11 protein-coding genes are annotated in these 12,926 nt (G+C 71.7%); 6 read left to right on the top strand and 5 right to left on the bottom strand.

The annotated features are described in order from the left end of the window. Positions 1 to 17 precede the first annotated feature (17 nt). Both ACIO3P_RS22295 and ACIO3P_RS22290 read left to right on the top strand, forming a co-directional pair. Complete coding sequence (locus tag ACIO3P_RS22295) at positions 18 to 623, top strand: hypothetical protein (protein WP_401853217.1); 606 nt, start codon at positions 18 to 20, stop codon at positions 621 to 623. 150 nt (positions 624 to 773) lie between these two features. After that, positions 774 to 1,112, top strand: coding sequence for a DUF2516 family protein (locus tag ACIO3P_RS22290; RefSeq protein ID WP_329824785.1), 339 nt, complete (start codon positions 774 to 776; stop codon positions 1,110 to 1,112). Between the two features lie 31 nt (positions 1,113 to 1,143). Here the strand turns inward: ACIO3P_RS22290 and ACIO3P_RS22285 are convergent, their stop codons facing one another. The 3 genes from ACIO3P_RS22285 to ACIO3P_RS22275 all read right to left on the bottom strand — a co-directional run bounded on the left by ACIO3P_RS22285 (position 1,144) and on the right by ACIO3P_RS22275 (position 4,911). Further along, positions 1,144 to 2,613 carry a PP2C family protein-serine/threonine phosphatase gene (locus tag ACIO3P_RS22285; protein ID WP_401789433.1) on the bottom strand — a complete coding sequence of 490 codons (1,470 nt, stop codon included), beginning with the start codon at positions 2,611 to 2,613 and terminating at the stop codon, positions 1,144 to 1,146. A 201-nt stretch (positions 2,614 to 2,814) separates the two neighbouring features. Then, positions 2,815 to 3,972 carry an NlpC/P60 family protein gene (locus ACIO3P_RS22280; RefSeq protein ID WP_329824787.1) on the bottom strand — a complete coding sequence of 386 codons (1,158 nt, stop codon included), beginning with the start codon at positions 3,970 to 3,972 and terminating at the stop codon, positions 2,815 to 2,817. A gap of 198 nt (positions 3,973 to 4,170) precedes the next feature. Further along, entirely contained in the window at positions 4,171 to 4,911 is a 741-nt protein-coding gene (locus ACIO3P_RS22275) for a class I SAM-dependent methyltransferase (RefSeq protein ID WP_329825107.1), read from the bottom strand. A 292-nt stretch (positions 4,912 to 5,203) separates the two neighbouring features. On the opposite strand from ACIO3P_RS22275, the gene mshA reads away from it, so the two are divergent. Together mshA and ACIO3P_RS22265 are read left to right on the top strand one after the other, a co-directional pair. Continuing rightward, the gene (gene mshA, locus ACIO3P_RS22270) at positions 5,204 to 6,562 is read left to right on the top strand and encodes a D-inositol-3-phosphate glycosyltransferase (RefSeq protein ID WP_329825108.1); all 1,359 of its coding nucleotides are present in this window, start codon (positions 5,204 to 5,206) and stop codon (positions 6,560 to 6,562) included. A 94-nt stretch (positions 6,563 to 6,656) separates the two neighbouring features. Beyond that, positions 6,657 to 7,187: a YbjN domain-containing protein gene (locus tag ACIO3P_RS22265; protein ID WP_329824788.1), complete on the top strand. Its 531-nt coding sequence runs from the start codon at positions 6,657 to 6,659 to the stop codon at positions 7,185 to 7,187. Between the two features lie 23 nt (positions 7,188 to 7,210). Here the strand turns inward: ACIO3P_RS22265 and ACIO3P_RS22260 are convergent, their stop codons facing one another. Together ACIO3P_RS22260 and ACIO3P_RS22255 are read right to left on the bottom strand one after the other, a co-directional pair. Further along, on the bottom strand, positions 7,211 to 7,813 hold the full coding sequence (locus ACIO3P_RS22260) for a CatB-related O-acetyltransferase (protein ID WP_329824790.1): 603 nt from the start codon (positions 7,811 to 7,813) through the stop codon (positions 7,211 to 7,213). A gap of 123 nt (positions 7,814 to 7,936) precedes the next feature. Beyond that, on the bottom strand, positions 7,937 to 9,397 hold the full coding sequence (locus tag ACIO3P_RS22255) for an MDR family MFS transporter (protein ID WP_401853214.1): 1,461 nt from the start codon (positions 9,395 to 9,397) through the stop codon (positions 7,937 to 7,939). A gap of 225 nt (positions 9,398 to 9,622) precedes the next feature. Here ACIO3P_RS22255 and ACIO3P_RS22250 point away from each other — a divergent pair, with 225 nt between their 5' ends. Continuing rightward, positions 9,623 to 10,384: a phosphoglyceromutase gene (locus tag ACIO3P_RS22250; RefSeq protein WP_329824793.1), complete on the top strand. Its 762-nt coding sequence runs from the start codon at positions 9,623 to 9,625 to the stop codon at positions 10,382 to 10,384. A gap of 225 nt (positions 10,385 to 10,609) precedes the next feature. Further along, positions 10,610 to 12,862 carry an MMPL family transporter gene (locus tag ACIO3P_RS22245; RefSeq protein ID WP_401853213.1) on the top strand — a complete coding sequence of 751 codons (2,253 nt, stop codon included), beginning with the start codon at positions 10,610 to 10,612 and terminating at the stop codon, positions 12,860 to 12,862. The last annotated feature ends 64 nt before the right edge of the window (positions 12,863 to 12,926 follow it).

Here is a 12,926-nt window from a genome sequence, read left to right as displayed (position 1 = left end):
CCGGGAGGACCCCAGTCATGGCCATCACCGATGACCTGCGTAAGACCTTCAGCGACCCGAAGCCCCTCTACTTCGCCGCCGGTACCGCCGATCTCGCCGTGGAGCAGGCCAAGAAGGTGCCCGGTCTGATCGAGCAGATCCGGGCCGAGGCGCCGGGGCGGATCGACGCCGTACGGAACTCGGACCCCAAGGCCGTCCAGGAGAAGGTCGCCGGTCAGGCCAAGGAGGCCCAGGCGACCGTTCAGGCGAAGGTGACCGAGGTGATCGGTTCGCTCGACACCGATCTGCGGAAGCTGGGCGAGACCGCCCAGGACCTGGCGCTGCGTGGCGTGGGCGTGGCCGCTGAGTACGCGGTCAAGGCGCGCGAGACGTACGAGAAGGTCGCGGAGCGCGGCGAGCAGAGCGTACGGGCGTGGCGCGGCGACGCGGCCGACGAGATCACCGAGATCGCCGTCGCCGTCGAGCCGGAGCCCGCGGCCAAGGCCGAGCCCGCGGTGGCGACGGAGACCGCGCCCGCCGTCGAGGCGAAGCCCGCGGCCGAGGCGAAGGCCAAGCCCGCCGCCAAGAAGCCCGCGCCGCGCAAGCCGGCCGCCAAGAAGGCCACGCCCCCCTCCGCCGAGTAGAGCGGGCGGGACGGGGAACGGGACAGCGAGCGGGACAACAGGCCGGGCCGGGCACCTCAGGGGTGTCCGGCCCGTTGTCCAGGTACCTTCGACGTACGGATCGGCATACGGATCGCAAGGCGTCCCACCCACTGTTAGGCGGTGCTCAGCATGTTGCTCTCGGCATTCGGTTCTGTTCTGTGGCTGCTCAATATGGCCATGCTCGTCCTGGCCGTCGTCGCGCTCTTCTTCTCCGCGACGGCCCGTGAGGACGCCTACCGGGCTGCGGACAAGCAGACCAAGAAGTTCTGGCTGATCCTTCTCGGTGTCACGGTCGCCGTGAACCTCTTCGTACCGATGCTGTTCCTCCAGATCGCCGGGCTCGTCGCCACGATCGTCTTCCTGGTCGACGTACGCCCCGCCGTCCAGCAGATCTCCGGTGGCGGCGGCGGTCGGCGCGGCGGTTCCAGCAGCGACGGTCCTTACGGTCCGTACAACGGCGGGCGCTGACCGGCGGAGCCCGGCAGGGGGAGCGCGCGGCTCAGGCGCCGCGGCCCAGCAGCAGGACGGCCACGTCGTCGGTCAGCTCGCCGCCGTTCAGCTCGCGTACCCGTGCGACGGCCGCCGCCAGCAGCTCGTCGCCGCGCAGCCCGGCGTCGAGCTGGGCGTTGATCATCTCGACCATGCCCTCCTCGCCCAGCCGCTGTCTGGTCCCCGGCCCGGCCCGGCCCTCTATCAGGCCGTCCGTGTACATCATCAGATTCCATGATCCGCCCAGCTCCACCTGCCGGCGCGGCCAGCGGGCCCGCGGCAGCAGGCCCAGCGCGGGGCCGCCCTCCTCGTACGGGAGGAGCCGGGCCGCCCGGCCCTTGCGGGTGATGAGCGGCGACGGGTGGCCGGCCAGGCACATCCCGGCGCGCCGTCCGTCCGGGGAGATGTCGACGGTGCAGAGCGTCGCGAAGATCTCCTCGCTCTCCCGCTCGTGCTCCAGGACCTGCTGGAGCGTCGAGAGGAGCTGGTCGCCGCAGAGCCCCGCCAGCGTCAGCGCCCGCCACGCGATCCGCAGCTCCACGCCGAGCGCGGCCTCGTCGGGGCCGTGGCCGCAGACGTCGCCGATCATCGCGTGGACCGTGCCGTCCGGGGTGCGGACCGTGTCGTAGAAGTCCCCGCCCAGCAGCGCGCGGGAGCGGCCGGGGCGGTAGCGGGCCGAGAAGCGCAGGTCGGAGCCCTGGAGCAGGGGAGTGGGCAGCAGACCGCGCTCCAGCCGGGCGTTCTCCTGGGCGCGCAGCCGCGACTCGGTGAGCTGGCGCTGCGCGATGTCCGCGCGTTTGCGCTCGACGGCGTACCGGATGGCGCGGCTCAGCAGCCGTCCGTCCAGTTCGTCGCGGAAGAGGTAGTCCTGCGCGCCGACCCGTACGGCCGCAGCCGCCCGTTCGCCGTCGCCCTCCGCCGCCAGCGCGAGCACGGCGTGGCGCGGGGCGAGCCGCAGGACGTGCTTCAGCGGGCCCAGCCCGTCGCCGTCGGCCGCGCCGGGGAGCGCGAGGTCCACCAGGATGCAGTCGATGTCGTCCGTGAGCAGCCGCTCGGCCTCGGTGAGGTTGCGGGCGCTGCGGATACGGACGTGCGTGCCCGCGCCCTCCGGCAGTTCCGGGGTGGCGAAGGTGCCCGCCGGGTCGTCCTCGATCAGCAGCAGCGTGAGGGCGCCGCTCTTGACGGGCTCCGTGGCGAGTTCCGTGGCGGACTCGGTGACGAGCTCGGCGGCGGCGGTCGGGTCCGCGGCGCCGGTCGGGCCGGCCGTGACGGCGGCGGTGGTCGTGGTGCCCGTGCCGGCGGCTGCGGAACCTGTGCGCTGCCGCGGTACGGGTGCAGGTGCGGGTACGGACATCGGTCTGGGTTTCCTTCCCTCCCCCCGAGGGCACGATGGAGCGACGATCGACGCCCCACCAGACGGGGACCATAGCGGTAGCCGCCGCCCCAGCGGAATGGCGTACGGACCGGACCACACCGTCATATGCCGCTTCCCGTAACGCATCCGGCGCGATTCGGGGCCCTGCGCCCATGACAAACATCACGTACGTATGCGCGTGTCATCCCGGATAAACATGGAACGCGTCACACAAGCCTCATTCGTGACGCCACCGGCGCCACCGGCCCGGGCCGCCTCCCGCGCCGCCGTCCTGGCCACCGCTTCCGGCCGGGAACCGCCGCGGTCCTATTGGTCCGGCCGGACCACCCCGAGTATGCGCATCGACCCCGCGCCCGTGACCGTCACGTTCCGCCCCGGCCGCGGCGCGTGCACGATCTTGCCGTCGCCTATGTACATCCCGACATGGCTCGCGTCCTGGTGGTAGATGATCAGATCGCCGGGCCGCATCTCCTTGACGCCGACGCGGGGCAGCAGCCGCCACTGCTCCTGCGAGGTGCGCGGGATGGGCCGTCCGGCCGCCGCCCACGCCTGCGAGGTCAGCCCGGAGCAGTCGTACGAGGACGGGCCCTCCGCGCCCCAGACGTACGGCTTGCCCGTCTGCGCCGTCGCGAACGCGAGCGCCTTCCTGCCCTGCGCGCTCGCCGTCCGGTTGATCTCCTGGAGCGCGCCGGAGCCGAGCCACGCCGTCTGCGCGGTGAGCGCGGCGTCCTTCTCCAACTGGGTCAGTTGGGCACGGTCCTTCTCCGCCAGGCTCGATTCCAGCTTCTCGGCGGCGGAGATCTGCTTCGTGATCTCCTTCTTCGCCTTCTCCTTCTTGGCGCGGTTGGCCTCCAGCTCCTGCCACCGCGTCCCCGCGTCCGCGGTGTAGGTCTTCAAGTCCTCCTGCGCCCTGGTGAGTTCGGCGATGAGGGCCCGCGTGGCCTTCTGGCCCTCCCGGGCCCGCCCCACGCCGTCCAGGAAGAGCTGAGGATCGCCGGTGAGCATCAACTCCGCCTCCTGCGGCAGCCCGCCACCCCGGTACTGCGCCCGCGCGGTGGCGCCGGCCTGCTTCTTGAGGGCGTCGAGCCGCACCTGCCCCTCGACGATGTCCTGCGTCAACCCGACGACTTCCGCCGACTGCTTCTTCGCGCGCTCGTCGGCGAGGTTGTACGCGTCGGTGGCGGAGGCGGCCTTCCGGTACAGGGCCTCTATCTCCTTGCGCACCTCGTCCAGGGAGGTCGCCGCCTCACCCGACGCGGCGATGTCCGACGGCGTGACGCCCGGGGGGAGTTCGACCGGCGGCGGCGCGACGGCGGGCGGTGAAGCGGTCGGCGCAGGGCCGGGGCCGGGGGGCGGTGCGGGCGCCGCGTACGCCTGGCCCAGCAGGCCGGATCCCGGCGCGGACAGCACGGCGAGCGCGCAGACCAGGGTGAGCGCGGCAGAGGCACAGCGGCGTCGGTTCACAAGCTCCCCCTCCGGACCGACCACACGGCGGACCCTCCTGACGTACCGTCAGTAACGTCCCGTCACAGGCGAGAGCGTGTCATGTCCGCCGTCGGAACGACAGAGGTCCACCTCTCCGCAGGTGAGACGAACGGGCCCGCACAGTCGTTCCCCAGGTCTCTCTTCCGTTCCCCGGGCCCCTTCCGTGGTCCCAGGGACTCACCGCGCTCCCGTTCCCGAACCCGGCGCGAGCGCCGCCCACTCCACCGTCACCTCGCCCTGCCGCCACCGGCGCGCGTCGTCCGCGAGCGGCCAGTCGGCCGACAGCTCCCGTACGGATCTGATCCAGCGCTGCCGCGCACCCAGCGAGGCGTACGGGGCCGCCGCGGCCCACGCCCGGTCGAAGTCGCGCAGGAACGCGTGGACCGGCTCGCCCGGCACATTGCGGTGGATCAGCGCCTTCGGCAGCCGCTCCGCGAGATCGGAGGGGCGGCCGAGCGAACCGAGCCGCGTCGCGAACGTGACCGTACGCGGCCCCTCAGGACCGAGCGCCACCCACACATGCCGCCGCCCGATCTCGTCACACGTCCCCTCCACCAGCAGTCCGCCCGGCGCGAGGCGCGCGCACAGCCGCGCCCAGACCGCGGCGACCTCGGCCTCGTCGTACTGCCGCAGCACGTTCGCCGCCCGGATCAGCACCGGCCGGCGGCCGTCGGGGAGCGGCACCTCGAAGCCGCCGTGCCGGAAGCGGAGTCCGTCCCGTTCGTACGGGAGCGCCGCGGCGACCCGCGCCGGCTCGATCTCGATCCCGGTGACCTCGGTGCGCGGATCCGCCGTACGCAGCCGCCGCAGCAGCTCGACGGCGGTCCACGGGGCGGCCCCGTACCCCAGGTCCACCACCACGGGATCGGCCGAACGGCGCAGCGCGGGGCCGTGGACGGCGGCGATCCAGCGGTCCATGCGGCGCAGCCGGTTCTGGTGGGTGGTGCCACGGGTCACCGCGCCCACCGGCCGTGTCGTCGTACGCGTACGAGCCGTACCAGCCGTCCGCGCCGAAGGGGAAAGGTGCTGCGCCATACGGGTGAGCGTATCCAGATCGGGCACGGGCGCGCGGGTTGAGCCGTTGTCGGTAATGATTTGGCAAAACGGAAATGAAGGGGGTGCGTTCCACTGTTGAGGGCCATCGGAGGGGTCCCCACACCCTCATTTCGTCATGCTTCCCGGCATGCCTTCCTGCGAGAGGACCGTGGACGTGAGCCAGTACGTGTCCCGTATCGCCGGCACTTTCGCAGGTCCGCCCAGGCCGCCCCGGCTACGGCGCCTCCCAGGAGCGCACCGCAGACCGCGCCGGATAGCCATGCTCAGCGTCCACACCTCCCCGCTGCACCAGCCGGGGACGGGCGACGCGGGCGGGATGAACGTCTACATCGTCGAGCTGGCGAAGCGCCTCGCCGCGATCGACATCGAGGTGGAGATCTTCACGCGCGCCACGACCGGTGGTCTGGAGGCCGCGGTGGAGCTGGCGCCCGGCGTGCTCGTACGCCATGTGGACGCCGGCCCGTACGAGGGCCTGGCCAAGGAGGAGCTGCCCGCGCAGCTCTGTGCCTTCACCCACGGCGTGATGCAGGCGTGGGCGGGCCAGCGCCCCGGTTATTACGACCTGGTCCACTCGCACTACTGGCTCTCCGGCCATGTCGGCTGGCTGGCCTCCGAGCGCTGGGGCGTCCCGCTGGTCCACGCCATGCACACGATGGCGAAGGTGAAGAACGCCGCGCTGGCGGAGGGCGACCGGCCCGAGCCCGCGGCCCGGGTCATCGGCGAGACCCAGATAGTGCGCGCCGCCGACCGCCTGATCGCCAACACGGCGGAGGAGGCCGACGACCTCGTCCGGTTCTACGAGGCGGAGCCGGACAAGGCCGCGATCGTCCACCCCGGGGTGAATCTGGAGTGTTTCTGTCCCGGGGACGGCCGCGCCGCCGCCCGTGCCCGGCTGGGGCTTCCCCAGGACGCGTTCATCCCGCTCTTCGCCGGCCGTATCCAGCCGCTGAAGGCCCCCGATGTGCTGCTGCGCGCCGTGGCCGTCCTCCTGGAACGGGACCCCTCGCTCCGCGGCAAGCTGGTCGTGCCGGTCGTCGGCGGCCCGAGCGGCAGCGGTCTGGCCAAGCCGGAAGGGCTCCAGAAACTGGCGGCGCGCCTCGGCGTCGCCGATGTCGTACGGTTCCGGCCGCCGGTCGGTCAGGCCAGGCTCGCGGACTGGTTCCGGGCGGCCTCGGTGCTGGTCATGCCCTCGTACAGCGAGTCCTTCGGCCTGGTCGCCATAGAGGCCCAGGCGGCGGGCACCCCGGTGGTGGCCGCCGCGGTGGGCGGGCTCCCGGTGGCGGTACGGGACGGGGAGACCGGCTTCCTGGTCCCGGGCCACGAACCGGCGTCGTACGCGACGGCCCTGCGGCGCTTCCTCGACGACCCGGGGCTGGTCGACCGGATGGGCGCGGCGGCGGCGCGCCACGCCCAGTCCTTCGGCTGGGACACCGCGGCGGCGGCGACGGCGGACGTCTACACGGCGGCGGTCCAGGACCACCGGCGCCGCGGCCGCCCCCAGCACCACGGCTGACCCGTCCGCCACCTGCACCACGGCTGACCTGTCTGCCACCTGCACCACGGCTGATCCATCGGTGCGGTCCCGGCCCGTGTCGTAGGCTCGGGCCATGGCTGACGTCGATGTCGTACAGCGGACCGCGCGGACCGGGCGGGTCATCGAACAGGCGCTGAAAGGCGCCGAGCTGGAGTGGGAGAGCCCGGAGCCCGGCTCGTACGTCGTCACCCTCCCCGGCACCCGCAAGCTCTCCACGACCTGCTCGCTCCGCGTCGGCCGGCACGCGCTCTCCGTCAACGCGTTCGTGATCCGTCACCCCGACGAGAACGAGCAGGGCGTCCACCGCTGGCTGCTGGAGCGCAATCTCAAGCTGTACGGGGTGAGTTACGCGGTCGACGCCCTCGGCGACATCTACCTCGCGGGCAAGCTCCCGCTGGCGGCCGTCACCGAGGACGAGATCGACCGGCTGCTCGGCTCGGTGCTGGAGGCGGCGGACGGTTCCTTCAACACCCTGCTGGAGCTGGGGTTCGCGAGCGCGATCCGCAAGGAGCACGCGTGGCGGGTATCGCGCGGCGAGTCCACGCGGAACCTGGACGCGTTCGCGCATCTGACCCGGCGCGGCGAGGCGGCCGACCCCGCCTGAGGCCGCGGGCGCGCATCAGGCCGTCACTCGGGGGCCACCGCCGCCAGATCGTCCACGCTTCCGGACATGATCGTGCGCGCATGCTCGGTGATGTGCTCGACCGGCCAGTCCCACCAGGCGAGCGCGAGCAGACGGGCGATGTCCGGTTCGCTGAACCGCTTCCGGATGAGCTTCGCCGGGTTGCCGCCGACGATGCCGTAGTCCGGTACGTCGTCGACGACCACGGCACCCGAGGCGATGATCGCCCCGTTCCCGATCCGGACACCGGGCATCACCGTCGTGCCGTAGCCGAACCAGACGTCATGGCCGACCACGGTGTCGCCCCGGCCGGGCAGCCCGGTGATCAGGTCGAAGTGGTCGGACCAGGACCCGCCCATGATGGGGAACGGGAACGTCGAGGGGCCGTCCATCCGGTGGTTGGCGCCGTTCATGATGAACCGCACGCCCTCGCCCAGCGCGCAGAACTTCCCGATGACGAGTTCTTCCGGACCGTAGTGGTAGAGCACGTTCCGGGTCTCGAAGGCGGTGGGGTCGTCCGGGTCGTCGTAGTACGAGAACTCCCCGACCTTGATCAGTGGGGAGGTCACCAGCGGCTTGAGCAGGACGAGACGCGGCTGTCCCGGCATCGGGTGGAGCACTGTCGGATCGGCGGGACCAGCGGGACCAGCGGGAACAGCGGGAACAGGGGGAACAGCGGGAACAGGTGGGACAGGAGGAACAGGGGGCACGGCGAACCGTTCTCCTCGCGGTCAGAGGTCCGGGTTGGCCGCCATGATCGCAGGCGCCTCGTCCGCCCGGCCACGCGTTTTCGGCGGGTCCGCGACCACGCCCACGCCCGCGTCCTTCTCCGAGCCCGCGCCCTTCTCCGGGCCCTCGCAGACCTCCGGGGCCTTGTTGATTTCCGGGTCCGACGGGTCCGACAGCTCCGACGGGCCCGACAGGCCCGACAGCTCCGACGGGTCCGACAGCCCCCGTACCAGCAGCCAGTAGCCGAGCCCGGCCGCCGTCCCCAGCACCGCGCACGCGCCCCACAGCCAGTTCGCGCCGAACCGGTCGATCACGAAGCCCGACATCAGCGGGGCCACCAGCGCCGCCGCCGACCAGGACATCGTGTACATGCCCTGGTAGCGGCCCCGGCCGTGGAGCGGGGAGAGCCGGACGACCAGCCCCGTCTGGGTGGGCGCGTTGACGATCTCGGCCAGGGTCCAGACGGCGACCGTCAGCGCGTACACGCCGAGCGACCCGGCGAACGCCGTCAGCCCGAAGCCGTACCCCGCCAGGATCGACGAGCCGATCAGGAGATGGCGCGGGTCGCGGTGCTGGATGAAGCGGGTGACCGGGATCTGGAGGACGACGATCAGCGCGCCGTTGACCGCGATCGCCACGCCGTAGTCGGCGCTGTCGAACCCGTCGGCGCCCATCGCCACCGGCAGCCCCACGTACCCCTGCTGGAAGATCAGCGCGACCACGAAGGACAGCCCGACGACGCTCATGAAACGGCCGTCCCGCAGAACCGCCCCCAGCCCCGCCTCGGCACCCGCGTCCGCGCTGGAGCTCGCGGACGCCGGCCCCGTACGCGCGGGCCGGGACTCCGGCAGCTTCAGGAAGACCACCACCGCGCAGACCAGCGTCAGCGCGGCCTCACCCAGGAAGCCCGCGAGATAGCTGTACTGCGCGATGAACCCGGCGCCCGCCGCCGAGACCGCGAAGCCCAGATTGATCGCCCAGAAGTTCAGGGAGAACGCCCGCAGCCGGTCCTCGGGCCGCACGATGTCCGCGATCATCGCCTGTACAGCGGGCCGCGACGCGTTCGAGGCCATCCCGACCAGGAACGCCACCGCCGCGATCGCCACCGGGTCCCGCATGAAACCGAGCAGCGCGACCGACGCCGCCGTCGACACCTGCGCGACCAGCAGCGTCGGCCGCCGCCCCAGCCGGTCGGTCAGCACCCCGGCGCCGAGCGAGGAGACCACCCCGCCGAGCCCGTGGAGCGAGGCCACCAGTCCCGCGTACGAGGCGGAGTAGCCGCGGTCCAGGGTCAGATAGAGCGCCATGAAGGTGGCGACGAACGCCCCGAGCCGGTTGACCAGAGTGCTCGTCCACAGCCACCAGAACTCCCGGGGCAGCCCCGAGACGCTTTCGCGCACCGCGCGCCGCAGCGCGGCGACCCGGACGGCGATCGTGGTCGTGACCGACGTCGAAACGGACATACGGATCCCCCGGGCAGCGGTGTGAGGTGTGAGGTGCGGTGTGTGACGTCAGCGGCGCGACCGGCCGGCACCACGACGACCAGGCGAATCTATGGACGAACGCCCCCGCTCCGCCACCGGATTGACGCCATCCGTCAATCGTCGGAGCCGTCGCCGCAAACCACCGGCTCCAGGGGGTGAGGTGTCCCCCGGAGCGCCTGCGACGGGTCCATTAGGCTTTGGCCCATGGCCGACGCACCGTACAAGCTGATCCTCCTCCGCCACGGCGAGAGCGAATGGAACGCGAAGAACCTGTTCACCGGCTGGGTGGACGTCAACCTCACCGACAAGGGCGAGAAGGAAGCCGTCCGCGGCGGCGAGCTGCTCAAGGACGCCGGCCTGCTGCCCGACGTGCTGCACACCTCCCTCCAGAAGCGCGCCATCCGCACCGCGCAGCTCGCGCTGGAGTCCGCGGACCGCCACTGGATCCCCGTCCACCGCTCCTGGCGCCTGAACGAGCGCCACTACGGTGCGCTCCAGGGCAAGGACAAGGCGCAGACGCTCGCGGAGTTCGGCGAGGAGCAGTTCATGCTCTGGCGCCGTTCGTACGACACCCCGCCGCCCGCGCTGGAGGACGGCACGGAGTTCTCGCAGAGCGACGACGCGCGCTACGCCACGATCCCCAGCGAGCTGCGCCCGCGCACGGAGTGCCTCAAGGACGTCGTGGAGCGGATGCTCCCGTACTGGTACGACGCGATCGTCCCGGACCTGCTCACCGGCCGTACGGTCCTGATCGCCGCCCACGGCAACAGCCTGCGCGCGCTGGTCAAGCACCTCGACGGGGTCTCGGACGCCGACATCGCGGGCCTGAACATCCCGACCGGCATCCCGCTCGTCTACGAACTGGACGCCGACTTCCACCCGGTCACCCCGGGCGGCACCTACCTGGACGCGGACGCGGCGGCTGCCGCCATCGAGGCCGTGAAGAACCAGGGCAAGAAGAAGTAGGGCCGCACAGAACCCCGCTCGCCCGCTCGCCCGCTCGCAGAGGCCCCCTACCGGCGATTCCTTCGCCGGTAGGGGGCCTTTCGCGTGCCCGGGGCGGCCTCCCTCACCAATCTGGTTAGAGGTTGTCACGAAGGTTATTGACACTCCATCGGGCGATGCGTTACAACTTCTAACGAACCCGATAGCAGGTAACCAGTCGTGGGTCGCACCCCTAGGAGAACGCTCGTGTTTGAACGCTTGGCCGAACTGGGGATCCGCCGGTCCCGGCTGGTCCTCGTCATCACCGTCGTGGTCGTGGCCCTCATGGGCGTACTGGGAGCCGGCGCGTTCGGCACGTTGCTCGGGGGCGGCTTCGACGACCCCGCCTCGCAGTCCAGCCGGGCCGCGAAGGTCATCGACGAGAAGTTCGGCGGGGAGACCAACCTGGTCCTGCTGGTGAGCGCCCCCGAAGGCCGCGTCGACACCCCCGCCGTCACCCGGAGCGCCGAGGCCCTGGTGGCCGAGCTCAAGGAGGAGGAGACGCTCACCAACGTCGTCTCGTTCTGGGACACGGACAGCCCCGACCTCCGCTCCCGGGACGGCCGTGAGGCCATGGTGCTCGCCCATGTGACAGGCGACGAGACGGAGCAGCGGGAGAACGCCCGGAAGATCCTCGACACTTACGCCGGCACCGACAGCTACACCGGCACCGACACGGGCACCGGCACCGGCGAGGGCGCACTCACCGTCGAGGCCGGCGGCGGCGCCGCCGTGGGCAGCGATCTGTCGAAGCAGGTCGTCGACGATCTGGTCCTGGCCGAGATCATCGCCATACCGCTCACCCTCGTGCTGCTCCTGTTCGTCTTCGGCAGTGTGGTCGCGGCCCTGCTGCCGCTGGCCATCGCCGTCATCGCCGTCATCGGCTCGTTCGCGCAGCTCTTCCTCCTCGGCAGCGTCACCGACGTCGCCGACACCGCGACCAACCTCACCACCGCCCTGGGTCTCGGACTGGGCATCGACTACGCCCTGCTGATGACCAGCCGCTTCCGGGAGCAGCTCGCGGCGGGGGCGAGTGTGGACGACGCCGTGCGGCGCACGGTGAGCACCGCGGGCCGCACCGTCGCGTTCTCCGCCGCGACCGTGGCCGCCGCGCTCGCGGCACTGCTGGTCTTCCCGCAGTACTTCCTGCGCTCGTTCGGCTTCGCCGGGGTCGGGGTCGTCGCCATCGCCGCCCTCGCCACCCTGTTGGTGATGCCCGCCCTGCTGGCCGTCCTGGGCCACCGGGTCAACAGCGGGCGGCTGCCGTGGGCGAAGCCGGGGCGCTCCGGTGCCCGGCCGCCGATGTGGGGGCGGCTGGCCCGTACGGTCATGCGGCGGCCCGTGCTCACCGCGCTCCCCGTACTCGCCGTACTGCTGGTGGCGGCGAGCCCGCTGCTGGGTATCACCTTCGGCACCCCGGACGAACGCGTCCTGCCCGAGAACGCCGCCAGTCGCCAGGTCTCCACGGCCCTGCGGGAGAACTTCGACGGCAGCGAGGACGCGGCCCTCCACATCGTCATCGACACGTCCGTGGACAGGGCGCCGCTGGAGTCGTACGCCGTCGCACTGTCCGGGATCGAGGACGTCGTACGCGTCGAGACCAGCACGGGAACCTATGCGGAGGGGCGGTCCACCGGCACCGGCCCCGGCCCCGGCAACGCCGCCCTCGGCCGGCCCGACGCGCAGCGCATCAGTGTGGTGAGCTCCCTGACACCGAAGTCGGACGCGGCCCAGAACCTGGTCGGGGAGGTACGGGCGCTCACCCCGCCCGCCGGGACGCACCCCCTGGTGGGCGGGACCGACGCCGTACTGGTCGACACCAAGGACTCCATCGCCGACCGGCTCCCGATCGCCGTGGCCCTGATCGCCCTCACCACCTTCGTCCTGCTCTTCCTGTTCACCGGCAGCGTCGTGCAGCCGCTGCGCGCACTGGCCCTCAACGTGATCAGCCTGGCGGCCACCCTCGGCGTCATGACCTGGATCTTCCAGGACGGCAACCTCTCCTCCGTGTTCGGCTTCACGGCGCAGCCGATGGAGGTGTCGATGACCGTGCTGATGTTCTGCATCGCCTTCGGTCTCTCGATGGACTACGAGGTGTTCGTCACCAGCCGGATCAAGGAACTCCACGATCTGGGCGCCGGCAACGAGACCGCGGTGGCCGACGGCCTCGGCCACACCGGACGTATCGTCAGCGCGGCGGCCTTCCTCCTCGCGGTGAGCTTCTTCGCCTTCGGCACCGCGAAGATCAGCTTCATGCAGATGTTCGGACTGGGCAGCGGGCTGGCCATCCTCATCGACGCCCTCGCCGTACGCGGTGTACTCGTCCCCGCCGCGATGCGCCTGCTCGGCCGCTCGGCCTGGTACGCGCCCGGTTTCCTGCGCAGGTTCCACGACCGGTTCGGCCTCAGCGAGGGCGGCCCGGAACCCATGGCGGCCAAGGAGCCCGCACTGACGAAGTGAGCCGGGGAAGGCCGGAGGGCCCCGTCCGGCGGAACGTGGTCACACGTTCTGTCCGGACGGGGCC

Origin of the sequence: Streptomyces sp. NPDC087310 (assembly GCF_044744405.1) — a bacterium.
Classification (GTDB): domain Bacteria; phylum Actinomycetota; class Actinomycetes; order Streptomycetales; family Streptomycetaceae; genus Streptomyces.
Note: the sequence above shows the minus strand (reverse complement) of the source record. Positions and strands in the feature narration are given on the sequence as shown.

Coding starts and splice junctions, on each gene's coding strand:
- ACIO3P_RS22295 (WP_401853217.1), top strand. CDS start 18: ATGGCCATCACCGATGACCTGCGTAAGACCTTCAGCGACCCGAAGCCC.
- ACIO3P_RS22285 (WP_401789433.1), bottom strand. CDS start 2,613: ATGACGGTGTGGTCCGGTCCGTACGCCATTCCGCTGGGGCGGCGGCTA.
- ACIO3P_RS22260 (WP_329824790.1), bottom strand. CDS start 7,813: ATGCCGGGACAGCCGCGTCTCGTCCTGCTCAAGCCGCTGGTGACCTCC.
- ACIO3P_RS22275 (WP_329825107.1), bottom strand. CDS start 4,911: ATGGACCGCTGGATCGCCGCCGTCCACGGCCCCGCGCTGCGCCGTTCG.
- ACIO3P_RS22265 (WP_329824788.1), top strand. CDS start 6,657: ATGGCTGACGTCGATGTCGTACAGCGGACCGCGCGGACCGGGCGGGTC.
- ACIO3P_RS22255 (WP_401853214.1), bottom strand. CDS start 9,397: ATGTCCGTTTCGACGTCGGTCACGACCACGATCGCCGTCCGGGTCGCC.
- ACIO3P_RS22250 (WP_329824793.1), top strand. CDS start 9,623: ATGGCCGACGCACCGTACAAGCTGATCCTCCTCCGCCACGGCGAGAGC.
- ACIO3P_RS22290 (WP_329824785.1), top strand. CDS start 774: ATGTTGCTCTCGGCATTCGGTTCTGTTCTGTGGCTGCTCAATATGGCC.